General features: G+C 28.8%; 24 protein-coding genes. 11 read left to right on the top strand and 13 right to left on the bottom strand.

The genetic code is table 11. The features are described from left to right. Positions 1-83: 83 nt before the first annotated feature. The 8 genes from L8X33_RS00120 to gap all read right to left on the bottom strand — a co-directional run bounded on the left by L8X33_RS00120 (position 84) and on the right by gap (position 7,081). Positions 84-488, bottom strand: coding sequence for a hypothetical protein (locus tag L8X33_RS00120; protein WP_263662833.1), 405 nt, complete (start codon positions 486-488; stop codon positions 84-86). Further along, positions 481-1,191, bottom strand: coding sequence for an EI24 domain-containing protein (locus L8X33_RS00115; RefSeq protein ID WP_263662834.1), 711 nt, complete (start codon positions 1,189-1,191; stop codon positions 481-483). The genes L8X33_RS00120 and L8X33_RS00115 overlap by 8 nt, the downstream gene beginning before the upstream one ends. Beyond that, on the bottom strand, positions 1,188-1,880 hold the full coding sequence (locus tag L8X33_RS00110; RefSeq protein WP_133319361.1) for a dUTP diphosphatase: 693 nt from the start codon (positions 1,878-1,880) through the stop codon (positions 1,188-1,190). Before L8X33_RS00110 ends, L8X33_RS00115 begins: the two co-directional genes overlap by 4 nt. A gap of 12 nt (positions 1,881-1,892) precedes the next feature. After that, the gene (locus L8X33_RS00105) at positions 1,893-2,441 is read right to left on the bottom strand and encodes an ATP-binding protein (RefSeq protein WP_133319360.1); all 549 of its coding nucleotides are present in this window, start codon (positions 2,439-2,441) and stop codon (positions 1,893-1,895) included. A 125-nt stretch (positions 2,442-2,566) separates the two neighbouring features. Next, positions 2,567-4,201 carry a hydrogenase small subunit gene (locus L8X33_RS00100; RefSeq protein WP_263662835.1) on the bottom strand — a complete coding sequence of 545 codons (1,635 nt, stop codon included), beginning with the start codon at positions 4,199-4,201 and terminating at the stop codon, positions 2,567-2,569. Positions 4,202-4,204: 3 nt separating this feature from the next. Further along, positions 4,205-4,885 carry a triose-phosphate isomerase gene (locus L8X33_RS00095; RefSeq protein ID WP_263662836.1) on the bottom strand — a complete coding sequence of 227 codons (681 nt, stop codon included), beginning with the start codon at positions 4,883-4,885 and terminating at the stop codon, positions 4,205-4,207. Further along, on the bottom strand, positions 4,882-6,084 hold the full coding sequence (locus L8X33_RS00090) for a phosphoglycerate kinase (protein WP_263659824.1): 1,203 nt from the start codon (positions 6,082-6,084) through the stop codon (positions 4,882-4,884). Before L8X33_RS00090 ends, L8X33_RS00095 begins: the two co-directional genes overlap by 4 nt. 1 nt (position 6,085) lies before the next feature. Continuing rightward, positions 6,086-7,081 (bottom strand): type I glyceraldehyde-3-phosphate dehydrogenase, encoded by a 996-nt coding sequence (gene gap, locus L8X33_RS00085; protein WP_220566300.1) that lies wholly within the window; start codon positions 7,079-7,081, stop codon positions 6,086-6,088. 59 nt (positions 7,082-7,140) lie between these two features. Here gap and nadD point away from each other — a divergent pair, with 59 nt between their 5' ends. The 3 genes from nadD to L8X33_RS00070 all read left to right on the top strand — a co-directional run bounded on the left by nadD (position 7,141) and on the right by L8X33_RS00070 (position 8,538). After that, a complete protein-coding gene (nadD, locus tag L8X33_RS00080) occupies positions 7,141-7,686 on the top strand; it encodes a nicotinate (nicotinamide) nucleotide adenylyltransferase (RefSeq protein ID WP_263662837.1) in 546 nt (181 codons plus the stop codon). Between the two features lie 13 nt (positions 7,687-7,699). Then, positions 7,700-8,029, top strand: coding sequence for a ribosome silencing factor (gene rsfS / locus L8X33_RS00075; protein ID WP_133319354.1), 330 nt, complete (start codon positions 7,700-7,702; stop codon positions 8,027-8,029). A 371-nt stretch (positions 8,030-8,400) separates the two neighbouring features. Continuing rightward, positions 8,401-8,538: a hypothetical protein gene (locus tag L8X33_RS00070; RefSeq protein WP_220566298.1), complete on the top strand. Its 138-nt coding sequence runs from the start codon at positions 8,401-8,403 to the stop codon at positions 8,536-8,538. Position 8,539: 1 nt separating this feature from the next. Here the strand turns inward: L8X33_RS00070 and L8X33_RS00065 are convergent, their stop codons facing one another. From L8X33_RS00065 to L8X33_RS00045, 5 genes are all read right to left on the bottom strand, one after another. Next, positions 8,540-8,914 (bottom strand): DUF1090 domain-containing protein, encoded by a 375-nt coding sequence (locus L8X33_RS00065; RefSeq protein ID WP_263662838.1) that lies wholly within the window; start codon positions 8,912-8,914, stop codon positions 8,540-8,542. A gap of 235 nt (positions 8,915-9,149) precedes the next feature. Continuing rightward, a complete protein-coding gene (locus L8X33_RS00060; protein WP_263662839.1) occupies positions 9,150-9,524 on the bottom strand; it encodes an HIT family protein in 375 nt (124 codons plus the stop codon). Positions 9,525-9,565: 41 nt separating this feature from the next. Beyond that, positions 9,566-10,957: a class II fumarate hydratase gene (gene fumC, locus L8X33_RS00055; protein WP_263669681.1), complete on the bottom strand. Its 1,392-nt coding sequence runs from the start codon at positions 10,955-10,957 to the stop codon at positions 9,566-9,568. Positions 10,958-11,085: 128 nt separating this feature from the next. Next, complete coding sequence (gene glmS, locus L8X33_RS00050) at positions 11,086-12,885, bottom strand: glutamine--fructose-6-phosphate transaminase (isomerizing) (protein ID WP_263662841.1); 1,800 nt, start codon at positions 12,883-12,885, stop codon at positions 11,086-11,088. A 3-nt stretch (positions 12,886-12,888) separates the two neighbouring features. Next, positions 12,889-15,243 carry a nucleotidyltransferase gene (locus L8X33_RS00045; RefSeq protein ID WP_263669680.1) on the bottom strand — a complete coding sequence of 785 codons (2,355 nt, stop codon included), beginning with the start codon at positions 15,241-15,243 and terminating at the stop codon, positions 12,889-12,891. A gap of 120 nt (positions 15,244-15,363) precedes the next feature. Here L8X33_RS00045 and mqnE point away from each other — a divergent pair, with 120 nt between their 5' ends. The 8 genes from mqnE to L8X33_RS00005 form a co-directional block, all read left to right on the top strand. Continuing rightward, positions 15,364-16,428 carry an aminofutalosine synthase MqnE gene (mqnE, locus tag L8X33_RS00040; protein WP_133319349.1) on the top strand — a complete coding sequence of 355 codons (1,065 nt, stop codon included), beginning with the start codon at positions 15,364-15,366 and terminating at the stop codon, positions 16,426-16,428. Positions 16,429-16,436: 8 nt separating this feature from the next. Continuing rightward, complete coding sequence (locus L8X33_RS00035) at positions 16,437-17,753, top strand: NCS2 family permease (RefSeq protein ID WP_263669679.1); 1,317 nt, start codon at positions 16,437-16,439, stop codon at positions 17,751-17,753. Positions 17,754-17,762: 9 nt separating this feature from the next. Continuing rightward, the gene (locus L8X33_RS00030) at positions 17,763-18,203 is read left to right on the top strand and encodes a phosphoribosyltransferase (protein ID WP_133319347.1); all 441 of its coding nucleotides are present in this window, start codon (positions 17,763-17,765) and stop codon (positions 18,201-18,203) included. Between the two features lie 61 nt (positions 18,204-18,264). Next, a complete protein-coding gene (locus L8X33_RS00025; RefSeq protein ID WP_133319346.1) occupies positions 18,265-20,658 on the top strand; it encodes a molybdopterin guanine dinucleotide-containing S/N-oxide reductase in 2,394 nt (797 codons plus the stop codon). Position 20,659: 1 nt separating this feature from the next. Then, positions 20,660-21,193 carry a hypothetical protein gene (locus L8X33_RS00020; RefSeq protein ID WP_133319345.1) on the top strand — a complete coding sequence of 178 codons (534 nt, stop codon included), beginning with the start codon at positions 20,660-20,662 and terminating at the stop codon, positions 21,191-21,193. A gap of 6 nt (positions 21,194-21,199) precedes the next feature. Beyond that, a complete protein-coding gene (locus L8X33_RS00015; protein WP_263666233.1) occupies positions 21,200-22,357 on the top strand; it encodes a hypothetical protein in 1,158 nt (385 codons plus the stop codon). Beyond that, entirely contained in the window at positions 22,354-23,094 is a 741-nt protein-coding gene (locus tag L8X33_RS00010) for a Tfp pilus assembly protein FimT/FimU (protein ID WP_220566288.1), read from the top strand. The genes L8X33_RS00015 and L8X33_RS00010 overlap by 4 nt, the downstream gene beginning before the upstream one ends. 77 nt (positions 23,095-23,171) lie before the next feature. Beyond that, positions 23,172-24,212 (top strand): cache domain-containing protein (locus L8X33_RS00005; protein WP_263666232.1); only part of this gene is annotated, 1,041 nt, incomplete at its 3' end.

The following is a 24,212-nucleotide window of genomic DNA, read 5'->3' as shown; positions in this document are numbered from 1 at the left end:
TTGTATGATTTTATTAAAAAAATATTTAAAAAATTATAAAAAAATTAATTTTTATTAAAAAATATTATATTTTTAGGATATTTTTAAATAAAAAATTCTAATTTTTTAGAAAGTAGAATTTTATTATCGGTATATTTTGCCCATTGTATATTTAGAGCAAAAATACAAGCTTTTGCAAGTTTTGCAAAGGGAAATTTTTCATAATATATTTTTTCTTGTTCTGCGGTAGCTTTTCTAAAAATAGCTTTAATTTGTACTCCTTTAATAAGATTGATAATATTTGTATCTAGTGCTATATTAACTCCTACTTTTGGATTTTTATAAGAAAGCTGAATGTGTCTAGTATGTTCTTCGCTAGCAAAAATCAATGCAAGATTTTTATCATCAAAAGTATAATAGCAACTTGCGCAATATATTTCATCATTATCTTGCACGCTCAAGGTTAAGAGTTTTTGAGAATGAATGAATTTTTTAATTCTCTCATCCATTATTTTTAGCTTCTAAATTTAAGATCTTTTGGTAACTTAAATGAGTTAAAAAAATTACATAAAATACTTGTAAAAATAGTCCAAGTAAAGGAATGCTTGATAAAATAAAAAATATTAAAGTACTTATTTTAAAGTTCAAAGGTGAAGAGTTCTTATAAAAATTATTAAAAGAATTTTTATCCAAGACATTGCTTAATACATCTAAGAGTAAAAGTTTATGAAATAAATAATAAAAAACTCCATAATAAATCAGAATACTTATAAAAGGTATGATTAGTAAAAAAGTAGCGATTATAAATAATACGCAAAAAGTCAATATAAATTTAAATGTTTTGAGTAAAACTTCTAAAGAATTTACTTCTTTTTGTATGAAATAGTTGTAGTATTTTTGATTTATTTTTTTTACTATATAAGGCGTTAAAAAAGAAATAATTAGCATGGATAAAAATACTGAGGCAAAAACTACTATGAAAAATCCACCTATGGCACTCAAAAATGTAAGTGAAAATTGTACTATGGAAAAGCTAAAAAACCAAGCCATGAAAGTTCTGCTAATGACATCTTCAATATAAGAAAAAAAGATATCATAGGTGTAGAATACAAGCAAGGCTAAAATAATTAAACTAACAAAAAAAGGCAAAAAAGAAAATTTTAAAAAAGGTTTACTAAAAAAATTTTGCAAGCTTAGATATAAAATATTCATTTTAATTCATCGTAATAATTTTGAAGTTTTTTGTAAATTTCTTTATAATCTAAGGTTTCTTTTAAAATTTGATTTAAAACTTCATTGTCTTCTACACCATTCCATGTTTTTTTATATGTGCCTTCTTTATAGCCATTTTCTTGTCTGAATTGATTTAAAATATTTTTTCCAATATATGTTTTGTAAAGTTTAAAGAAATTTAAGCCACATTTTCTAGCTAGAATAAAATAGACACTTAAAAGCTCACCTAAATCATAATCAAATCCACTGCATTTATGGATAATAAGCTCAATATCATTTAAAATTCCATAAATATCTGCTTCGTTTGGATTAGAAGTTTCTTTGCAAAAATCATCAAAAAAACTTACAGAAGAAACTTCTTCTGCTATGAAATTTTTATCATTAATTTGTTTTTCTTTGTATTCTTCTAAAATTAAACTCAAGATAAAATGCCATATATCTACTATTTCAATACATACATTATCCCAGTTTGCAGGAGTGTGTATACTTTTCCAATGCTTCCAGGCAAAAGAGTCAATAAGTTCAGCACACTCCATATAAATGCATCTTCTAAAGCTAATTAATTTACCTTCTTTGGTATAGCCATTTTCCCATCCTATACCATTAGTATCATCATTTAATTTTTGCTGGAGTTCTAGCATGCTTTTTAAAATATCTTTTACTTGCATTTATTTTCCTTCTTAAGCGTAAAATCCAAATTCTTTATTATTTTCTTCTTCTTTTTTCTTTTCTTGATTGTTATATTGCTTCCAAATTTCTTCTAATAATTTAGCACTATCTTGGAAAATCTGTTTTTTAATATCTTCAAGATCAGTTTTTGTCATTTCTTTATTTAAACTTTTATCCATAATATTAAATAACTCATGCAAGGTTGCTTTTTTGTGCTCTTCATTTTTTGGTATAGGCAGAGCATCACCAATTTTCATCGCAGTGGTGATAAGCTCTTTTGGCTTTAAGGTTCCTACTCTTGAGTTTTTCATAAATTCATCAATTTGAGGCTGTACTTTGGCTACTGCTTCTTTAATTTCTTCAATTTCTTCTTGCGAAAGTTTTGTGCCACTATATGAAAACGAAAAACCAAATTGATTTCTTAAACTCAAAGATGCTGAATTTCCATCTTTATCTAATTTTGCTTCTTTTTTATCGTACATAGAAAAAGAAAGATGATTGCCATTTTTTGTTTTTATATCCATAGAAAAATTTTGAGAGTTGTAGCTAGAAATTTGCATAATGTTCCTTTCAAATCAAGATAAAGTTATATCGTCAAAATAACTAAATCTTAAATAAATTTGCAAAGTTTTTAAGCTTTGCAAATTTCAAATACTAGGGAGATAAATATTTTATCATTAAGTCTTTAAACACTCGTTAAATCCCAAAATAATTTTAGTATTTTTTCATTATTTGAGTGTATTAAAATTTGTTTTTTGTTATGTATATTTTTACATGCTTTTAAAGCCTGTTTTAAATTTTCTTTTAAAGAAAAAATCAATCCAAAAGCAATAGCTTCTTTATCTAAACCACCTAAAATATAAATCAAAGGCATACGCATTGATTTAGAAATATCAAGCTTTGCTTGTTCATTAATGGTAGTTTTAAAATCAAATTTGCTAGGATGTTTGAACTTATAAGCTAAAGCAAGATCTAAAAACTCATCTAAATGGCTTAATTTTTTTCCGCTAATAAAAGGATATATAAAATAAAATAAATCTAAGATATTATTACTAATTTTGCTTTCATTATTATAATTTTCTTGTATAAAATTATAATATGTTTTAAATTGCTCTTGATAGTTTTGTACTAAAGTCATAGCCATTTTAGTTTTTGCAAAATTATTTAAAAAAACTTTAGGATTAGCTTCAAAACTAAAGTCTAAAAAATTAATCTTTGTGTCATTTTGATAAAAAATTCCACTAATATCGCTTTCTAAATCTAACAAAATATTATCTGAATTAAGCTCATTGTTAGAGCTATTATGGACTATTTTATTATCCAATATAATAGAAAAATTATTATAAGCAAATTCATTGCTCATAGGTTTTTCATAAAAACCAAAATCATCCCAAAAATTCTCTTCACTACAGGCAATACAGCCATGTCCTGCAGCTACTGGCCAAGAGGTTTTGGAGTTAAATTTAACCTTAGGGCAATTATTATAAGCATAAGGTCCTTTACAACCTACTTTAAAAAGACAATAACCTTGTTTTATATTTTCATCGTTAAAACTTTGAGCAAAATTACCTGCTTCAAATTTAGCTTTTCTTTCACATAAATCATGCAAACATTTACCATAAAAAGCCAAAGGTCTATTTTGTTCATCTAAAGCCATGTCTTGCTCAAATAATATATAAAAGCAAAGCGCTGCAATGATATTTACATCACTTGGAGGACAACCTGGTATATTGATTACTTTTTTTTCCAAGACTTTAGAAATTCCTATGCTTTTGGTAGGGTTTGGATGTGCAGCTTGAATTCCTCCATAGCTTGAGCAAGTTCCCATAGCAAAGATTGTTTTAGCATTTTTGGCACATTTTTGTAAAATTTCATATCCATTTTCACCATGTGCCCCTATAGTTAGATAAAAAGGATCTATAGCACAAACCCCGCCTTCAACGGCCAAAAGAAAATCTTTTTTTTCTAAAACTTCCTCTAAATGCGATTCTGCTTGGTGTCCGCTTGCACTCATAAAGGTTTCATGATATTCTAAAGAAATGAAATCAAAAATCAGATCTAAAAAGTCAGGCAATGAAGTTCTAAGCAAACTCTCACTACATCCTGTGCATTCACTTAAATGAAGCCATATGAGACTAGGTGGGGTGTGAAGTTGAAAATATCTATGTGCTAAAGGGCTAAAATCATTTGGCAAACCTAAAGTTTTAATGATAGAATTTACGGCTTCTAATGAGATATTTTTCTCTTCTTTATGCGAGTTTTCTAATAGAGCAATTTTATGCTCTAATATGCTTTTTAATTCTTCATTGCTTAAAGACATTTTTTAACCTTTGGCTATTTGTATCATATTTAAAAAATCATTTGCATTTAATGCGGCTGAACCTATTAATACTCCATCACAATTTTTTAAAGCACAAATTTCTTTAATATTGTTTTGATTAACACTTCCACCGTATAAAAGCTTAGCGTTAGTAAATTCTCTTAAAAAATTAAGTATGGTATTAATATCATCAAGATTAGCACTAACTCCTGTACCTATAGAATAAATAGGCTCATATGCTATGATAAGTTTTTTATAAGATAAATCAATATTTTCAATTTGTTTTTTTAAAAAATCTAAGCTTTTATTAGTATTTTTGGTTTCTAAACTTTCGCCTATACAATAAATGATATTAAAATCAAGATTTTTTGCAAAATCAAATTTAGCTTTTAAAAAGCTTTCATTTTCATTTAAAGCTCTTCTTTCAGAATGACCTATTAAAACACTTTTGATATTAAATTCTTCTAAGTGAATTTTACCAATTTCTCCGGTATAGGCTCCATTTTCACAAGGGTAGAAATTCTGCGCGCCTTGCTGAAATGAAAAATTGTCTTTTAAAAAAGCTATGCTAGGAGGGAAGATGAAAATTTCATCTTCTTTGTTTAAGTTTTGGTTTAATTTTTGAGCGTAAAGTTCAAAGCTTGATCTTGTATGATTACACTTTAAATTTGCTGCAAAAATCATTCATTATCCTTTATGGTCAAAGGTTTTACACCAGGAAGTTCTTTTCCTTCTATAAGCTCTAATGATGCTCCACCACCGGTTGAAATGAAAGTCATCTCATCAGCATCACCTGCTCTTGCTACAACATCAGCAGTATCACCACCACCTATTACAGTTGTTGCATGAGATTCACTAATATAATGACTCATTTTAATGCTACCTTTTGAGAATTTATCGATTTCAAAAACTCCCATAGGCCCATTCCACCATATAGTTTGAGCATCAGAAAGTGCCTCTTTAAATAATCTTACGCTAGCAGGACCTATATCAAGTCCCATCCAACCTGCAGGAATTTCTTGCACAGGGGTGTATTTCATTACTGCTTCTTGAGAGCAAGTTTGCGCTGCTGTAACATCCACAGGAAGATAAATTTTTACACCTAGATTTTTACCTTTGAGTAAGATTTTATTTGCTTCTTCAATTAAATCTTCTTCTAAAAGAGAATTTCCTATATCATAACCTTGAGCTTTTAAGAAAGTAAAGGCCATACCTCCGCCTATGATTAATTTATCTACTTTTGGAAGTAAGTTAGTCAAAGCTTGTAATTTCCCACTTACTTTAGAACCACCTACTACGGCCACAAAAGGACGCGCAGGGTGTTTGATAAGATTGCTTGCAAACTCAATTTCTTTTTGGAGTAAAAATCCCGCACCCTTGTTTGTATTATCAAAGTATTTTGTAATAGCTTCAACGCTAGCATGGGCTCTATGACAAACCCCAAAAGCATCATTAATATAAACATCAGCCATAGAAGCAAGTTCTTTGGCTAAATTTTCATCATTCTTAGTTTCACCCTTTTCAAAGCGTAAATTTTCTAAAAGCAAAATTTCACTTGATTTTAATTCGCTAGCTTTTTTCTTTGCATCTTCACCTATAACATCTTTAGCCATGATGACTTCTTTAGCCATTAAGCGTGCAAGTCTTTTTGCAACTGGTTCTAAAGAGTATTTTGAAGCTATTTCTTTTGGACGCCCTAAATGTGAAGCTAAAATAACCGCACAGCCATTATCTAAACAATACCTTATAGTAGGGATGGCCGAGCGAATACGACGATCGTCGGTGATATTTAAAAACTCATCTTGAGGAACATTAAAATCACATCTTATAAATACTTTTTTCTTTGCAAGATCAATATCTTTAATCGATAAAATACTACTCATCTTAAGCCTTTGCTATAAATACTGCCATATCTACTAAACGAGAAGAATAACCCCATTCATTATCATACCAAGCAACCACTTTAACAAAATCATCACAAATAACTTGAGTTAAATCACTTGCTACAATTGCACCATAAGAGCAAGTTATAAAATCACTAGAAACTCTTTCTTCATCATCTACCAATAATATGCCTTTTAAATTACTAGCAGCTGCTTTTCTAAAGGCTTCATTGATTTCTTCTTTACTTACTTTTTTCTTTAAAGTTGCAGTTAAATCTACAGTTGATACATCAGCTACAGGCACACGCATGCTTTGACCATGTAATTTTCCATCAAGTTCAGGCATAACAAGCTTCATAGCTTTTGCTGCACCGGTAGAAGTAGGGATGATATTTTGTGCAGCAGCGCGTGATCTTCTTTTATCTCTTGCTTTTGCATCAATAATACTTTGACCATTGGTGTAAGCATGTATAGTAGTCATTAAACCTTTTTCTATGCCAAAATTATCTTGCAAAACTCTACAAATTGGTCCTAGGCAGTTGGTGGTACAACTTGCATTTGAGATGATATTTTCGCCTTTATATTCGTGAGCATTTACTCCTAAAACATAGGTTGGAGTTTTATCTTTTGCAGGTGCACTCATGATGACTTTTTGCACCCCATGATCTAAAAATCCTTGACATTTTTCCATAGTTAAGTGTGCACCGGTACACTCTAAAACAATTTGTGCGCCATATTTTGCAAAGTCTAAATCTGCTACATTTCTACTTTTTAAAACTTTTATTTTTTTATTATCAATTATTAAATCATCATTTTCATTTTCAACACTACCATCATATACCCCATGAACGGTGTCGTATTTAAAAAGATATTTTGTGAGTTCAATATCAGTAGTATCATTAATCGCTACAAGTTCTATATCATCGCGTTTCATGATAATTCTTGCAACACATCTTCCAATGCGTCCAAAGCCATTTATTGCAACTTTTACAGCCATTTTCATTTCCTTTTTATGATTAAGTAGATAAAATTCTACTAAAAAAAGGTTAAATTTTAATGAAAATCGCACTTTTTGGCGGTAGTTTTGATCCGCCTCATTTAGGTCATAATGCTATAGTCTTAAATGCATTAGAAAATTTAGAGCTTGATAAGCTCATTATTATGCCTACTTTTATTAGTCTTTTTAAACAAGAATTTACTGCAGATGAACAAAGACGCTTAAAATGGTGCAAGGAAATTTGGGAAAGCTTAATAAAAGTTGAAATTTGTGATTTTGAAATAAAAAAGCAAAGACCTGTGCCTAGTATAGAAAGTGTTGAATTTTTATATAAGCAATATGAAATTTCAAAATTTTATCTTATTTTAGGAGCTGATCATTTGCAAAGTCTTGAAAAATGGCATGAATTTGAAAGATTGCAAAATTTGGTAGAATTTGTTATAGCTAAAAGAGATGATATTTTTATACCAAAACATTTTAAAACTTTAGATACTAAAGTAAATATCTCTTCATCTTTTATAAGACAAACTTTACAAACAACGCAAGTTTGTGAGCAAATCAAAGAAGAAGTTAAGCTTTATTATTCTAAATTTAAAAATATTTAACAAAAGGAAAACAATGCAAGAAAGAATTAATAATATAGTGCAGATTTTAGATGATAAAAAGGCAGATTTAATAGAAAGCTTTGATATGCAAGATAAGGATTATTTTGTTAAATTTGTAGTGATTGCTACTACTATGGGGGAAAGACACGCGCTTTCTTTGATTGATGATTTAAAAACTAATCTTAAAAGCAAGGGTGAGGAGTTTTTAAATATAGAAAGTAGTGAAGAATGGACTGTGCTTGATTTAGGAGATATTTTGATTCACTTAATGAGTGAAACTTATAGAACAAAATATAATATAGAAGAATTTTTGAAAAGTTTAAATAAAGAAAATCAAAACTAGGGTTAAGATTTAGATAATTTAATTACTGAGTTATCAGATTTAGCTAAAGAATATTTTGAAAATTCAGAATTTGAAAAATGCGATGAAGTTTTAAGCGAGCGTATTGTTTTTGGAAGCTTATCATAATAGAGCATTTTGTGGATTTAATTGTTTGAAATTTCAAGAAGTACTTTTGACTTTCATAAAACCATGTACTAGATAATATATATTATTTAGTATATTTTAACAGAGCTAGAGTTTATATACTTTTAGATAAGCAAATAAAAGCCTTAAAAAAATTGTAAACTTGTATTGATCTAGCTCTTGTTTAAGAAGCGACTTTGAGAATTTGGAAGATTATCAAAAGGCTATAGAATTTTTTAATAAAATGATTGAGTAAACAAGTTTTAGAATATACCAAAGAATTATCAAAGCTTGATGGAGAAAATGAGTTTGCATTAAAAAATCAAAATATTTTAATGCAAAAATTAAAACAACAAAATAAAAAATGGTGGCAAATTTGGAATTAAATTAGAGTTTGTTGATGTATTCTTTAATCTCTTTTTTGATTTTGTCTTTTTTGTCTTTTAAAGCTTGTTTTTTATTTTTATACTCTGTTTTACTCATATAATCTTTTTGTTTTTTTAATTCTTTTAATTCTTGTTCGATTTTTTCTATCTCTTGCTCTTTAAGTTTTTTGCCCTCTAATTTTTTATCATAAAAAAGAGGATCTTTTGCGCAATCTGCCTGAACTTCTTTTAAGGCTAATTCTAAACTTAAAGCTTTTTCTTGATGATTGTAATTTTTAGCATAAGCTATTTCTTTTTGAATTTGCTTTATTTTAACCTCACATTGCGTGGAAAATGCAAGTGAGCAAAGTGTAAGTAAAAATAACAATTGCTTCATAGTTTAAACCTTTCTTTTTTCAAATTTTAGTTTATTATATTAAATAATTTATTTGCTGTTTTTAATAAAAACATGAGTTTTAAAAAAAGTTATTTGACCTTTTATAAAAATAAAGATGAATTATTATCAAGCTTATAGTTTGATTTTCTCATATTTTAAACTTATATGATTTTTATACTAAAATAATCCTAAGTAGATAATGTAATAGGATTTGATAACTAGAATTAATAAATTTTTAAACATGAATATTGTTTATTTTTTTAAGTAAAATTGATACAAATCCTTCAAAATCAGGCAATTTTAAATCCTTAATTTCTCTTTGTTGTTTTCCCCACATGCATTCAGGAAAAAACCCATCTTCTTTAAAGCGTGCCATAACATGAAAATGCACTCTTGGCACATAGTTTGCAAAGGAAGCTATGTTGATTTTTTCTGGGTTGTAGTATTCTCTAAGGCTTAACTCACAAGCTAAAACATACTGAAAAAGCATATTTTGCAAAAAGGCTGGACAATCACTTAATTCTCTGTAATTTTCTTTAGTAAAAATTTTTACCCAAGGAATTTGAGAATCTTCTTTTTCTATAAATAAAAAATCATTTTCATAAATCATCTAAATCCTTAAAAAGACTAGGGTTATTCCTAGTCTTTTGATTATTTTTTTACTCCTATCATTTTTGTAGGATCTACAAATTTAGCAAAGTCTTCTTCGCTTACTAAGCCAAGTTCCATAGCACTTTCTTTTAAAGAAATACCTTTTTTATGAGCATTTTTTGCTACTTTAGCTGCATTTTCATAGCCAATATGTGGATTTAGTGCAGTTACTAGCATTAAAGAATTATGCAAGTTAAAATCAATTTTTTCTTTATTTGGTTCTATACCAACAGCACAATGGATATTAAATGAATGCATAGCATCAGCTAATAAATCAAGGCTTTGCAAGAAGTTATAAATAATCACAGGTTTGAAAACATTAAGCTCGAAATTTCCTTGGCTTGCTGCAAAGCCAATAGCTGTATCATTTCCCATAACTTGCACTGCAACCATAGTTAAAGCTTCGCATTGAGTAGGATTAACCTTGCCTGGCATGATAGAACTTCCTGGCTCGTTTTCAGGTATGTTTAATTCCCCAAGACCACATCTAGGACCACTTGCTAGCCATCTAATATCATTTGCTATTTTCATTAAATTTGCAGCTAAGCCTTTCATGGCTCCATGGGTAAAATTAATTGCATCATGGCTTGTTAGGGCATGGAATTTATTTGGACTTGAAACAAATTTAGTGCCTATTAGCTTGCTTAATTCTTCGCTTACTTTTTCACTAAGTTCTGGATGCGCATTCAATCCTGTACCAACAGCTGTCCCACCTATTGCAAGTTCTCTTAATGTAGGTAAAGAAGCGATGATTTGCTCTTTTGAGTGAAGTAACATAGAAAGGTATCCGCTAAATTCTTGAGCTAGGGTAAGTGGTGTAGCATCTTGAAGGTGAGTTCTTCCTATTTTAATAATTCCTTCAAATTCTTTTACTTTTTTTTCAAAAGTTGCAATAAGCTCATCTAAAGCAGGGATAAGTTTTTTCTCTACTTGCTCTACCGAAACTATACTCATAGCAGTTGGAAAAGTATCATTTGAACTTTGACTCATATTTACATGATCATTTGGATGAACAAGCTTTTCTTTTCTAAAATCTCCACCCATAATTTCAGTTGCACGGTTTGCTATAACTTCATTCATATTCATATTGCTTTGAGTGCCTGAACCTGTTTGCCATATTGCTAGTGGGAAATTATCGTCAAATTTTCCTGTTACAATTTCATCGCAAGCTTGCACGATAGCATTTTTTTTAGCATCATCTAATTTACCAAGTTTATTATTTACCAAAGCCAAAGATTTTTTAAGATTTGCAAAAGCATAAATTAAAACTTTTGGCATTTTTTCACAACCAATTTTAAAATTTTCAAAACTTCTTTCAGTTTGTGCTCCCCAATATTTATCATTAGGAACTTTAATCTCTCCCATAGTATCGTGTTCGATTCTGTATTCCATGGCCTTTCCTTGTAATAAAATAAGTTGTGATATTTAAACTAAATAAACCCTAAAGTTTGCTTATAATTTAAGAAGTATTTATAAAATTTTTGAAGAAAGGTGTAGTTTTTTTCAAAACTACACAAATATTATTCTACTGTAACACTTTTTGCTAGATTTCTTGGCATATCCACATCATTGCCAAGTCTTATAGAAACTTCTAAAGCTAGAAGTTGTAAGATTACCATCATTTCGAAAAATTCGCACATATAGTGCTCTTGCTTTGAAGTTTTTATAAAATCATCACTTAAATCAAAATCAAGTGGAGAGATAGCAAGTAAAGTAGAATCCCTTGCAGCTAATTCTTCTACATTTGATTTTGTTTTTTCATAAAGACAATTTTGCGGCATTAATGCAACGGTAAAAAGCTCACTATCTGCTAGAGCAATAGGTCCATGTTTCATCTCTCCTGCTGGATAGCCTTCAGCATGTAAGTATGAAATTTCTTTAAGTTTTAAAGCTCCTTCTAGTGCTAGTGGATAAAATACATCTCTTCCTATAAAGAAAAAGCCATGGCCATGTAGGTATCTTTTTGAAATTCTATGTACTTTTTCATGCAAGTTTTGTTCAACTTTAACTATACTTGGTAAACTTCTTAGAGCTTTGATTTCTTTACTCATATCTAAATTTGCTTTTTGTGCAAGATAGATTGCAAGCATCCATAAAGTTGCTACTTGAGTGGCAAATGCTTTAGTTGAAGCTACGCCTTTTTCAATACCCGCTCTAGTAAGTAAAGATATATCAGCCAAACGCACGATGTTAGAATTATCCACATTGCATATTGCTAAAGTTTTAACTCCTTGTGTTTTTGCTATTTTTAAAGCTTCTAGTGTATCAGCTGTTTCACCACTTTGAGAGATTACTATAAAAAGAGTATTTTTACCTATAATGGCTTCTCTGTATCTAAATTCACTTGCTACTTCAACTTTAGTTTTAATTTTTGCAAGTCTTTCAAGTAAATAAGCCCCACTTAATGCTGCATGATAGCTTGTACCACAAGCACAAAGTGTGATTTCATCTATGTTTTGTAAAAGAGTTTCATTTATATCTTCAAAAACAATCTGCTCACCTTGTAATCGTCCCATTAAAACTTCGCCTAAAACTCTACTTTGCTCATAAATTTCTTTTTCCATGAAAAACCTATAACCATCTTTTTGAGCATAACTTTTATCTTGACTTAAAGCCACAAAAGTAGGTTGTATACAAGCTTGATCATGACAAATTTTACATTCGTTTAAATTAACATATCCATAATCTCCATCTTCAAGATAGGCTACTTTATCCACTAAAGAAACTAAAGGTGCATCACTTGATGCAAAATAATATTCATTTTCATCGCCATTTTTTCCGATGATGAGTGGCACAGCATTTTTAGCAAAATAAATTGTATTAGGATCTTTTTTACTCACAAGCAAGATTGCAAAAGCACCTTTTAGTTCAGCTATAGTCTTTTTAAAAGCTTCAAATGGTTCTAAATTACTCGCATGATATTCAAATAAATGTACAATAACTTCAGTGTCTGTTTGACTTAGAAAATTAATACCTTCTTGTGTGAGTTTTGTTTTTAATTCTTGGTAATTTTCTATGATTCCATTATGTATTACACAAGAGTATTGTCCTAAATGTGGATGCGCATTTATTTCAGTTGGTTTTCCATGGGTTGCCCAACGCGTATGGCCTATAGCAAGCCCAAATCCATCACTATTAAAATTAGCAGTTTTGTTAGCTAAATTTTCTAATTTTCCAACCGCTTTAAAAAAGTCTAATTCTCCATCTTTCATTACTGCTATACCGGCGCTATCATAACCTCTATATTCAAGCTCTTTTAAACCTTCTAATATGATTTTTTTCTTTTCTTTAGTTCCTATATAACCTACTATTCCACACATCTTTTACTCGCTTATTAGTGATTTAAGAATTTGATCTTTATGATCTTGCAAGCTTTCATTTTTATGCAAAATCAAAACATTTCGCGTTCTTTCTTTTATAGTTTGAATTTTTGCTGCACTTAAGACAATATCATATCTTACAAGCACATCCATTACATAAGCCATTAAACCTTTTTGATCTTTTGTGTTTAAGGTTATTTTGGCATAGCTTTTGGAATAATTCATGTCTAATTTTAATTCATCTTTTTTAATGTTTGGTTTTTTTGCTTTTTTTTGTACTTTTAAATGTAATTTAGAATTAAGTAAATTTTCTAAACTTTGTTTTTGATTATCACTTACTATATCTGAATATTCAAATTTCAGATAAACTTTTTCATCAAATAATTCAAAAAAACTCATAAAGACTAAATTTAAAGAACTTAAAGTGTTGAGTATATTTTCAAGATTATTTTTTCTATTCATTATAAGCTCTAGAGTAAAATTATCTTGATTGTCAAGCCAAAAAGTAAAATTTTCTTTTTGCGCAATCTGTGTTATTTTAATAATTTTTTCAAAGCTATTTTTTATAAAAAAGAGATTAGATTTAATATGAGTGATATTGTTTTGAGTTTGCTCATCAAGATCTAAAAAAGCCTTGCTTCTTTTTAGGGTTTGTTCTTTTTTTACCCTTCTTTGACTCTCATCAATTAAATTTTCATCCTCAAAACCTTCTAGTGCATTTTGAAACAATCTTTCTAAACTTTTATAATAAAAATGATTTTCTATACCCAAAGCTTTAGCATTGCAAAAAGATAAAAGATGTAAGGTTTTTAGGGTATGAGTATCATTTAATTTGGAAATAAAATTTAATACAATAGTAGAATTATAAATATCTTCTTTTTCTATAATATCTTTAAAAGCATTAAAATTTTTAAATAATCTTAAGCCAAAATCTAAAAGTTCATTATCAACTTGGAATTTTCCAACATAAGCTCTATAAATATTAGCTAAAGAAATTTCATTTTCTTCATGAATAGCACTTAAAAGTATGGTAAGCTTTATTATTAGAAGTGTTTTTTTATCAAATTTGCAATCTTTTTCTTCAAAGTATTTTAAGCAAAGTAATGCTCTATCTAATGCGCTATAAACACCTTCTTCTTCGAGTAAAAATTTACTTTGAATTAATGGTTTGCAAAAATCTTTTAAAATGTTTGCATTGTTTAGTAGTTTTAAAATACTAAAAGAATGTTTTTTTTCTAATATGCCTTTAAATAACTCCAAATTTTCATCATTATTTTTTGCTCTTTTTAATGCAAAAATTAGTTTAATATCAAAAATAAAATCCTCATCTTCTAGTTTTAAAAGTCGATTGAGTATTAAATTTAAATTTTCATTTTCATCTGAATGAGTAAAAAAGTTATCTTGTATTTCATAAAGTTTATTTTCTTTATAATGTTTTTCCTGGATGCATCTTGCTAAAAAATGTGTATAAATTCCACAAATTTGCATACTTTGCATTGCTTTTTGAATGAGTATGGATTTAAGATCTAAATTTTTCTTTTCTTTTTTATGCATTAAGTTAGCAAGTTCTTGTGAATTTTGTATTAAAAATAAATTTGTGTTTTTACCTTCTAAAAGATTCATTGCACATTTAAGTGAAAATAAAAAATCACTCGCAAGCTTAAATTCGCTAAATTCTTTTTCATTGATAAAATTAAGCATATAATTTTTGGGAGAATCTTTAAATAAAATATTTAAATTTTCTATATTAAGTTGCTCATCTAAACCGCCAAAATTTTTATTAATATCAAATTCTTGCTTGATTAAAGGTTGATAATAAGGGTTAAATTCTTGCAAGATTTTTAGAGCAAATTCTTCTTTTAACTCATCTTGAGCTTGGGAAATTTTTTCTTTGATTTGTTTAAATAAAATCTTAGAACCACTAATATAGCGATATTGTAAAATATTTTGTTTAAGCTCATTTTTAGCTATATTATAAAGTCCATTTATTTCACAAATTTGATAGTTAATGCTTAAACCAATATCGTTTAAAAAAGTAATAAATGCTTTCATTAAAGGCTTAATATTATAAGCTTTTATATCTTTATAAATAAGCAATAAATCAATATTTTCTTTTATGCTTAAATTCATTTTAGCATATTGTTTAATGGCGATAATACAAAAAGGAATTTTGTCATTATGTGGAAAAAAATCATCAAAAAAATCATTTAAAACAAGTTCATAAATATCTTCTATAAAACGATCAATCTCTTTAGAATGGTAAAAGCTAAAAGAGCCTTGCTTTAAAAAAAGTCTAGAACAATATGCTTCATAGTCTTTTAAAGAATTTTTTAATTTTTGAATTTTTTGCATATCCATTTTTGAAAATTATTCCTTGCTTTAAATTTTTATTAAAATCATACCAAAAAATACTTTGTATTAAATTTTAAGTAAGTTAAAATTATAATTGTAGTTTAAAATTAAAAATATGGTAAGAATATGCAAACAATTATAGAAAAATTAGAAAATCAAGAAAGATTAAATGAAGAAGAGGCTAATAAACTTTGGGATTTAGAGCTTTTTACTCTAGCTAAATATGCACAAAAAATTCGTACTAATTTGCATGGCAAAAAGGTTTATTTTAATATCAATCGACATATTAATCCTACAAATATATGTGCAGATACTTGTAAATTTTGTGCTTTTTCAGCACATAGGAAAAATCCTAATCCTTACACTATGACACATGAAGAGATAATGAAAATAGTTGATGAAACAGTTTTAAGAGATACGAAAGAAATTCATATTGTTTCAGCGCACAATAAAAATACATCATGGCAGTGGTATTTAGAAATTTTTAAAATGATTAAAGAAAAATATCCATTTTTACACATTAAAGCTCTAACTGCTGCTGAGGTTGATTTTTTAAGTAGAGCTTTTGATATGAGTTATGAAGAAGTAATAGAAAAAATGCTTGAGTATGGTGTTGATTCTATGCCAGGTGGTGGAGCTGAAATTTTTGATGAAGAAGTTAGAAAAAGAATTTGTCATGGTAAGGTAAGTAGTGAAAATTGGCTAAAAATTCACAAACTTTGGCATGAAAAAGGCAAACAAAGTAATGCTACTATGTTATTTGGGCATATAGAAAGTAGAGAAAATAGAATTAATCACATGATAAGATTAAGAAATCTCCAAGATCAAACAAGTGGGTTTAATGCTTTTATTCCTTTAGTTTGGCAACAAGATAATAGTTTTATTACAGGTAAAAAGCCACTTGGCTCGGTGGAAATTTTAAAAACTTTAGCTATAGCAAGAATTGTACTTGATAATATTAAAAATATCAAAGCTTATTGGGCAACTATGGGTATAAATTTAGCTATGGTGGCTCAAGATTTTGGCGCAAATGATTTAGATGGTACCATAGAAAAAGAAAGCATACAAAGTGCAGGTGGAGCAAAAAGTTCAAATGGCTTAAGTTTAAAAACCTTCATAGAGATGATTCAAAGTTCAGGTTATATAGCAATAGAGCGAGATAGTTTATATAATGAACTAAAAATTTATTAAGGATTAAAATGGATTTTTTTAAACTTAAAGAGCATAATAGCGATGTAAAAACTGAAATTTATGCAGGTATTGCTACCTTTTTAGCAATGATTTATATTATACCAGTTAATGCTAATATAATGAGTAATTCAGGTATGCCACTAGAAGCTTTAATCGTAGCAACCGCTTTGGTAACTATTATAGCTACTACCTTAAGTGCTTTTTTTTCTAATACTCCTGTGGCTATGAGTGTAGGCATGGGATTAAATGCGTATTTTACTTTTAGCGTGTGTAATACTTATCAAATTCCTTGGCAAAGTGCTTTGGGGGCTGTTTTTTTATCAGGTATTGTTTTTACTTTATTATCTTTTACTAATTTTAGAATTTGGGTTATAAAAAGCATACCAAATGATCTAAGAAAAGCTATATCAGCGGGTATTGGAACTTTTATAGCTTTTATGGGACTTGTGCAAATGGGAATTATCACCAAAAGTGAAGCAACTTTAGTAGGCTTGGGAGATTTTTCAAGCACTAAAGTACTTTTTGGATTATTTGGTTTGTTTTTAGTTTTTATTTTTTGGGCTTGGAGGATTAAAGCTGCTTTTATCTTAGCTGTTTTTGTAAGTGCTTTGTGTGCTTGGATTTTTGGTATTGATGGAGCTAGGTTTCCAGAACAACTTTTGTCGATGCCAGTTATAAACGGAGATAATGGCTTAAGTGCAATATTTGGTAAGCTTGATATTAAAGGAGCTTTAGAGCTTAGTATGATTCCTATAGTGCTTACTTTTTTTGTTACTCAGCTTTTTGATAGCGTAGGGACAATCACGGGCGTAGGCTCAAGAGGAAAAATATTTGATGATCCAAAACAAGGTGATAAAAAACTAGGAAAAACTTTAGGAGTAGATGCTGTTAGTTCAGCTATGGGAGCAGTTGTTGGCACCTCTACTGTAACGGCATTTGTGGAGAGTTCAGCAGGAGTTGAAGCAGGCGGTAGAACAGGTCTTACAGCTTTAGTTACTGCTATATGTTTTGTTTTCACTTTATTTTTACTACCGGTATTTAAAGCTATTCCTGCAAATTCTATTTATCCTGTATTGGTTCTTGTTGGAGTTTTAATGTTTATGGAAGTTGCAAATATTAATTTTAAAGATAAAGCAATAGCTGTGAGTGCGTTTTTTATTATTATTATGATGCCACTGACTTATTCTATTACAACAGGTTTTGCTTTTGGTTTTATTGCGTATTTATTTATGCGTATTATGCAAAAAGAATTTGATAAAATTAATCTTGGAATTATCATTTTAAGTGCAATTTCATTATTGGTATTTTTATTACAATTTTTATAGGAAGTGATTATGTATTATTATGCTTATGAAGAATTTCAAAAAGAAATTATCCCTTTTACGCGTAAAATAAAAGAGGAATTTAATCCCGATGTTTTACTTGCTATAGCAAGAGGTGGTATGACTTTGGGCCATTTTTTAGCAGAAGGTATGGGTAATAGAAATTTATTTTCTTTAAATTCTATCCATTATGAAGATACTCAAAAATTAGATACGATTAAAATTTTTAATATTCCTGATCTTAGTTCATATAAAAAAGTTCTTTTGGTAGATGATATCATAGATAGTGGTGAAACTATGATAGAAATTAAGAGAGTCTTAAGTCAAAAGTTTCCTCATTTAGAGCTTAAAGTAGCAAGTGTTTTTTACAAAACTTCAGCATTATTAATCCCTGAATTTTATATTAAAGAAGCTAAAGAATGGATTGATTTTTTCTGGAGTATTAAAATTTAGTTTATTATTAGCTATAAATAATACAATATAATTAAATACTAAACTAAAAGGAAGGACAAACATGAGTTTAACAAGAAGAAAATTCTTAAAAGGTCTTGCTGCAACTTCAGCAGTTGCTTCCGTTAATCCTTTAATGGCAGCACAAACAAAATTTTACGATACTAAAAAAATTCCTCATGCAACTCACTTTGGTGCTTTTTGGGCTGAAGTAAATTCAGAAGGAAAAATAGTAAAAGTTACTCCACAAAAATCTGATAAACATCCTTCAGTAATAACTGATGCTATTATCGATAGAACTTATTCAGACACTAGGGTAAAGTATCCTTGTGTTAGAAAAAGCTTTTTAGAAGGTAAAAAAAGACCTAAATTAAGAGGTAAAGAACCTTTTGTAAGAGTAAGTTGGGAGAAAGCTTTAGAGCTTGTATTGGAAAAATTAAAAGAAACCCCTATTGAAAATTTATTTAATGCAAGTTATGGTGCATGGGGACATGTAGGTTTATTGCACAATTGTAACTCAGTAGCAGGAAGATTTTTTAATACCGCTTTAGGTGGCCATATTGGTACTGATGGTGAGTATAGTAATGGTGCTGCTGGTAAAGTAAATGCTAGTATAGTAGGAGATTTGGAAGTTTATTCTTTACAAACTTCTCATGAAGTTATTTTGGAAAACACTCAGGTTTATGTTTTATGGGGAGCTGATCTTTATAAATGTAATCAAATTGATTTTAAAGTTGCAAATCGTGGTAATGATGATTATTATAAAAAATACAGCAAATCAAAAATTAAGTTTATAACTATCGATCCTCAATATACTCAAACAGCAGAAATTTTAAATGCCCAGTGGATTAAGATTCGTCCAAATACTGATGTTGCTTTAATGCTTGGTATGATGAATTATTTATATAAAAGTGGAAAATATGATAAAAAATTCATTGAAAAATACACTGATGGTTTTGACAAATTCTTACCTTATTTGCTTGGAAAAACTGATGGTATTGATAAAACTCCAGCTTGGGCTGCAAATATTACCGGCGTTGAAGAAAAAGTTATTACCGCATTGGCAGATACTTTTGTAAAAAATAGAACCTTTTTAGCAGGTAACTGGGCTATGCAAAGAGCACACCATGGCGAGCAAGCTGATTGGACTTTAATGGTTTTAGCTTCAATGATAGGTCAAGTAGGCTTACCTGGTGGTGGATTTGGTTTTTCTATGCATTATTCAGGTGGTGGTCAAGCATTTTCAGGTGTAAGATTACCAGTAGGTTTACCACAAGGTAAAAATAATCTTGATACTAATATTCCTGCAAGTAGAGTTTCAGAAGCTATTTTAAATCCAGGTAAAACAGTTAAATTTAAAGGTAAAGAAATCACTTATCCTAAAATTAAACTCATGTATGTAGTGGGTGCTTCTGTATTGGGCCATCATCCAAATACAAATGAACTTATCAAAGCTTTAAGAACACTTGATACATTAATTGTACATGAGCCTTGGTGGACTCCTATGGCAAAAATGGCAGATATTGTATTACCTTCAACTACAACTTTAGAAAGAGATGATATTAGCTTTGGTGGCTCTTATTCTCAAGATTATGTTTATGCTATGAAAAAAGTAATTGAGCCTTATTTTGAAAGTAGAAATGACTATGATATTTTCGAAGAATTAGCAAAAAGAATTGGCGAGAGAGAGCATAAAAAATTTACAGGTAATAAAACAAAACAACAATGGCTTGAAGGTTTTTATGGAAGAAGTGATTGTCCTTATTATATGGAATTTGCTGACTTTTGGAAACAAGGTTTTATCCATTTTGAACCACCAAAAGAAGCTTATAATTTTGTAAGACACTCTGAATTTAGAGCCGATCCTGTGGCAAATAAACTTGCAACAGAAAGTGGAAAAATCCAAATTTATTCTCCAAAATTTGAAAAATACAATTTAGATGATTTTAAAGCACATCCAACATGGTTTGAGCCTGCAGAGTGGCTGGGTAATGAAAAATTAGTTAAAAAATATCCTTTCCATTTAGTAAGTCCACATCCAAGATATAGAGTGCATTCTCAACTTGATAATACTTGGGTAAGAGATTTGTATAAAATTCAAGGTAGAGAGCCTGTGATGATTAATACAAATGATGCTAAAAAACTTGGCATTACCCACGGAGAAGTTGTAGAAGTATATAATGATCGTGGATCACTTTTAGCAGGTGCTTTTGTAACAGATAATATCATGGAAGGGGTTATTAGTATCCAAGAGGGTGCTTGGTATGACCCTGAAGATGTAAGCGATAGCAAGCCAAGATGTAATGCAGGCCATGTAAATGTTTTAACAAGCTCAAGACCAACTTCAACTATGGCTCAAGCAACTAGTGTAAATACTTGCTTAGTGGGTATTAAAAAGCTAAAAGAAGTTATAAAACCTTATAATTCAACTACACCACCAGAAATCATAGGAGCTTAAAATGAAGAAAATTATATTGACATTAACTTTTTTAGCTAGTGCTTTGTTTGCTAAAGATATGTTTATTTTTAATGAAAAAGTAGATCTTTTAGATAGTGCTAGTAAAAAAGTAGTAGGACAAATTTATGAAGGCTCTAAAGTGGAGCTTATAAAAGAAGAAGGTGAATACTCTTTAATTAAAGTCAAAGGTGAGGTTGTGGAGTCAAATCCAAAAAGCCTTGCTTATACCAAAGATGGAATTTATCTTTTACTTACTTTAAATGGTAAAAATGCAAGTAATGAAATGGAATTTTTAGTTAAAAGTAAAGATTTGACCGATCAAGAAATTCTTGCTTGGGATGAGATAGAATTAACTTATTATGATACTTGCACAAGTTGTCACGCAGCACATAAACCAAAAGAACATTTAATGGAAGAATGGGATGCATATTTATCTGCTATGCAAGGTTTTGCTAAAATCACTGATGCGGAAAAAGATAGAATTTTAAGATTTTTACAATCTCACGCAAGTAATGGGCCTGTAAAACTTGACTAATCAAAAATGAAAAGGTATTTATTAGCCGTTTTATTTTTTGATTTTTGTGCTTTATTATATGGTGTAAGCACTTTATCTATCAGCTACAATGAAGCACAAATTTATTTTTACGATCATAGCTTAATTGCTATGATTGCTAGATTTGGTACTGCTCTTCTTGGACAAAATGATTTTGGATTAAGACTTCCGTTTGTTTTGTTGCATTCTTTAAGTTGTATTTTGTTGTATATTTTGGCTTTAAGATACACCAAAACTTCTTTTGATGCTTTTATTTCTGTTGTGCTTTTTATATTGCTTCCTGGTAGTGTAGCCAGTGCTTTGCTTATCAATGAATCTAGCGTAGTAATATTTTTTACGCTTTTGATTTTGGTGCTGTTTGAATATAAAAAATTTTTTTTATTTTATATCTTGTTTTTTTTAGTTCTTTTTGTAGATGGAAATTTTGTAATTTTATATTTATCTTTTTTCTTTTTTGCTATATATAAAAAAGATAAATTACTTATTGCATGCTCTTTGATTTTATTTGCTATTGCAATGAGTATTTATGGTTTTGATGCAAGTGGAAAACCTAAAGGATATTTTTTAGATACTTTAGGTATTTTTGCAGCTTGCTTTTCACCTTTAATTTTTCTTTATTTTTTTTATGTTATTTATAGAATTCTTTTACAAGATGATAAACCTCTTTTATGGTTTATTAGTGCAACTACTTTTGTTTTTTGTTTGATTTTTTCTATAAGACAAAGACTTTTTTTAGAAGACTTTTTACCTTTTTGTGTAGTTTGTACTCCATTATTAGTTCGTTATTTAATGTCTTCTTATCGCTCAAGAATGCCACAATTGCGCCTAAAACATAAAATTTTTATAGAATGCTCTTTAGTTTTTTTACTATTTTTTTATCTTGGTATTATTTTTAATCAAAGTTTTTATTATTTATTAAAAGATCCAAAAAAACATTTTGCTTATGATTATCATATTGCTAAAGAATTGTCTTTAAAGTTAAAACAACGAAATTTTACACATATTTTCACTAAAGATAAAGAGTTAGCTTTAAGACTTAAATTTTATGGTATTTCCAAAGGTAAATTAGAACTTCATTCTAGTAAAAAAGCTAGTAAGATATATGTTAGTTTAGGTAAGCATAAAATTTATTATTATATAAAATGAAACAAGCTTTTACTTTAATAGAACTAGTTTTTGTTTGTATTATATTATCTTTATTGTTTTCTATGGGGTATTTTTATTACAAACCTGACTATTTGCGTTTAGGGGCTGAACAAATTTTAAATGATATTAAATACACAAGACATTTAGCATTAATACAAAATGATTTTAGAGTAAAAGAATTTAACATTGCTAAACGAGAGTGGTTTAAAGCCAAATGGCAATTATATTTCATACGCTCAAAGTCAGCTACAAATAATGAACAAACTTATACTATTTTTTTAGATAAAAATGGTGATGGTAATGCAAATATAGGTAAAAATATGATCAATAAAGACAGAGAAATAGCTGTTGATTTGATTAATCCAAACTTATTGATGAACTCAGGACAAAGTGGAGTAATAAATCAAAATGATTCTAAGGCGAATTTAAAATATAATATAGAAAAAACATATGGTATTTCAAAAGTTTTGTTCGAAGGTGCTTGCAAGGGAAGTACGCGTTTAATTTTTGATGATTATGGTCGCTTATATACACCTTTGAAAAATGCTATGCGTCCTTATGATAAACTCTCATCTTTTAATAATAACTGCATTATAAGATTATCTAATAAACAAGATCAGCATATATGTATAGTTATAAATCCTATCAGCGGTTATGCTTATATACCTAATTTTTCTTCACTAAACCAGCAGAGTATTATTTTAAATAATAAACAAATATTTTGTCATAATATATAATTTTTATTAAAATTTATTATTTTTTGATAAAATATATTTACTAAAATACTTCAATTTAAATACAAAAAAGGAGATATATGAATGTAAATACACAAATGAGTGTGAAAAATAAATTGTCCATTGTTGTTGGTGTTATTGTCTTTTTAGCTTTATCAATAATCACTATAATGGCATTTGTTTCTAGTAGAAATAATTTAATTTCAAACAGTAAACAAGCGAATGAAGATTATTTATTGATCACAGAAACTCAAGTAGAAGGATATGTTGATGGCTATATAGATATTTTACTTGCCATAAAAAAATACATTGATTCTTTGGGAAAAAATCAAGTTTTAAATTTTGATTCTATGGAGCAAATGCTAGGAGATGATTTAAAAATTTTTAAAGATGGATCAAATACTTTAGCTGTCTATGTTGGTTTTCCCGATGGAACTATGCTTGTAAGTGATACTGTTTCTGATAAAAAAGGGGTTAATTTTAGAAAAAGAGGTGGTGGAATTTCTTCTTATGATGATCCAAGTTACGATGCTACTTCTAGAGACTGGTATAAAGGGGCTATTGCAAATGATGGAGTGTTTATAAGTGATGTTTATGAAGATTCTGTTACAAAATTACCTAGTTTTACTTATTCTACCCCGATTAAGAAAAATGGTAAGTTGATAGGTGTTTTAGGTGTTGATTTACTGCTAACATCTTTGCAAAAGACCTTTGAAAAACTTCCAGGAAATGTTTTTGTTTTTGATACAACAAGCTCTATTCCTTTTGCATCAAATAATAAATCACTAATCTTAACCCAACATCCAAGTATAGAAGAGATAAAAAAATATCATCAACAATTTGGAGATTATAAAACATTTGAATATATAAGCGTTGATACACAAGAAGAAAGATTTGGAATTTGCGCTAATATAGATAATTCAAAAGCTAAAGTAAGCTATATTGCTTGTGCAACTCAAAAGCAAGATGAGTTGGAAATGTTGGTTTTAAAAGACGCATATAAGCAAATTATTTTTTCTATTATTATATTGTTTATTTCATGTTTTGCTATTTACTTTTTTTCTTCAAAATTACTATCCCCTTTACAAGCAATCCAAAAAGGTATCAACTCTTTCTTTGAC

Source organism: Campylobacter sp. CNRCH_2014_2849, from assembly GCF_025772845.1.
Classification (GTDB): Bacteria; Campylobacterota; Campylobacteria; order Campylobacterales; family Campylobacteraceae; genus Campylobacter_D; species Campylobacter_D lari_D.
The sequence above is the reverse complement of the archived record's forward strand: the minus strand, read 5'-3'. Positions and strand labels throughout refer to the sequence as shown.

Coding starts and splice junctions, on each gene's coding strand:
- L8X33_RS00115 (WP_263662834.1), bottom strand. CDS start 1,191: ATGAATATTTTATATCTAAGCTTGCAAAATTTTTTTAGTAAACCTTTT.
- L8X33_RS00110 (WP_133319361.1), bottom strand. CDS start 1,880: ATGCAAGTAAAAGATATTTTAAAAAGCATGCTAGAACTCCAGCAAAAA.
- glmS (WP_263662841.1), bottom strand. CDS start 12,885: ATGTGTGGAATAGTAGGTTATATAGGAACTAAAGAAAAGAAAAAAATC.
- L8X33_RS00105 (WP_133319360.1), bottom strand. CDS start 2,441: ATGCAAATTTCTAGCTACAACTCTCAAAATTTTTCTATGGATATAAAA.
- L8X33_RS00090 (WP_263659824.1), bottom strand. CDS start 6,084: ATGAGTAGTATTTTATCGATTAAAGATATTGATCTTGCAAAGAAAAAA.
- L8X33_RS00060 (WP_263662839.1), bottom strand. CDS start 9,524: ATGATTTATGAAAATGATTTTTTATTTATAGAAAAAGAAGATTCTCAA.
- nadD (WP_263662837.1), top strand. CDS start 7,141: ATGAAAATCGCACTTTTTGGCGGTAGTTTTGATCCGCCTCATTTAGGT.
- L8X33_RS00015 (WP_263666233.1), top strand. CDS start 21,200: ATGAAAAGGTATTTATTAGCCGTTTTATTTTTTGATTTTTGTGCTTTA.
- L8X33_RS00010 (WP_220566288.1), top strand. CDS start 22,354: ATGAAACAAGCTTTTACTTTAATAGAACTAGTTTTTGTTTGTATTATA.
- L8X33_RS00100 (WP_263662835.1), bottom strand. CDS start 4,201: ATGTCTTTAAGCAATGAAGAATTAAAAAGCATATTAGAGCATAAAATT.
- L8X33_RS00030 (WP_133319347.1), top strand. CDS start 17,763: ATGTATTATTATGCTTATGAAGAATTTCAAAAAGAAATTATCCCTTTT.
- L8X33_RS00035 (WP_263669679.1), top strand. CDS start 16,437: ATGGATTTTTTTAAACTTAAAGAGCATAATAGCGATGTAAAAACTGAA.
- rsfS (WP_133319354.1), top strand. CDS start 7,700: ATGCAAGAAAGAATTAATAATATAGTGCAGATTTTAGATGATAAAAAG.
- gap (WP_220566300.1), bottom strand. CDS start 7,081: ATGGCTGTAAAAGTTGCAATAAATGGCTTTGGACGCATTGGAAGATGT.
- L8X33_RS00065 (WP_263662838.1), bottom strand. CDS start 8,914: ATGAAGCAATTGTTATTTTTACTTACACTTTGCTCACTTGCATTTTCC.
- mqnE (WP_133319349.1), top strand. CDS start 15,364: ATGCAAACAATTATAGAAAAATTAGAAAATCAAGAAAGATTAAATGAA.
- L8X33_RS00095 (WP_263662836.1), bottom strand. CDS start 4,885: ATGATTTTTGCAGCAAATTTAAAGTGTAATCATACAAGATCAAGCTTT.
- L8X33_RS00045 (WP_263669680.1), bottom strand. CDS start 15,243: ATGGATATGCAAAAAATTCAAAAATTAAAAAATTCTTTAAAAGACTAT.
- L8X33_RS00120 (WP_263662833.1), bottom strand. CDS start 488: ATGGATGAGAGAATTAAAAAATTCATTCATTCTCAAAAACTCTTAACC.
- L8X33_RS00025 (WP_133319346.1), top strand. CDS start 18,265: ATGAGTTTAACAAGAAGAAAATTCTTAAAAGGTCTTGCTGCAACTTCA.
- L8X33_RS00020 (WP_133319345.1), top strand. CDS start 20,660: ATGAAGAAAATTATATTGACATTAACTTTTTTAGCTAGTGCTTTGTTT.
- fumC (WP_263669681.1), bottom strand. CDS start 10,957: ATGGAATACAGAATCGAACACGATACTATGGGAGAGATTAAAGTTCCT.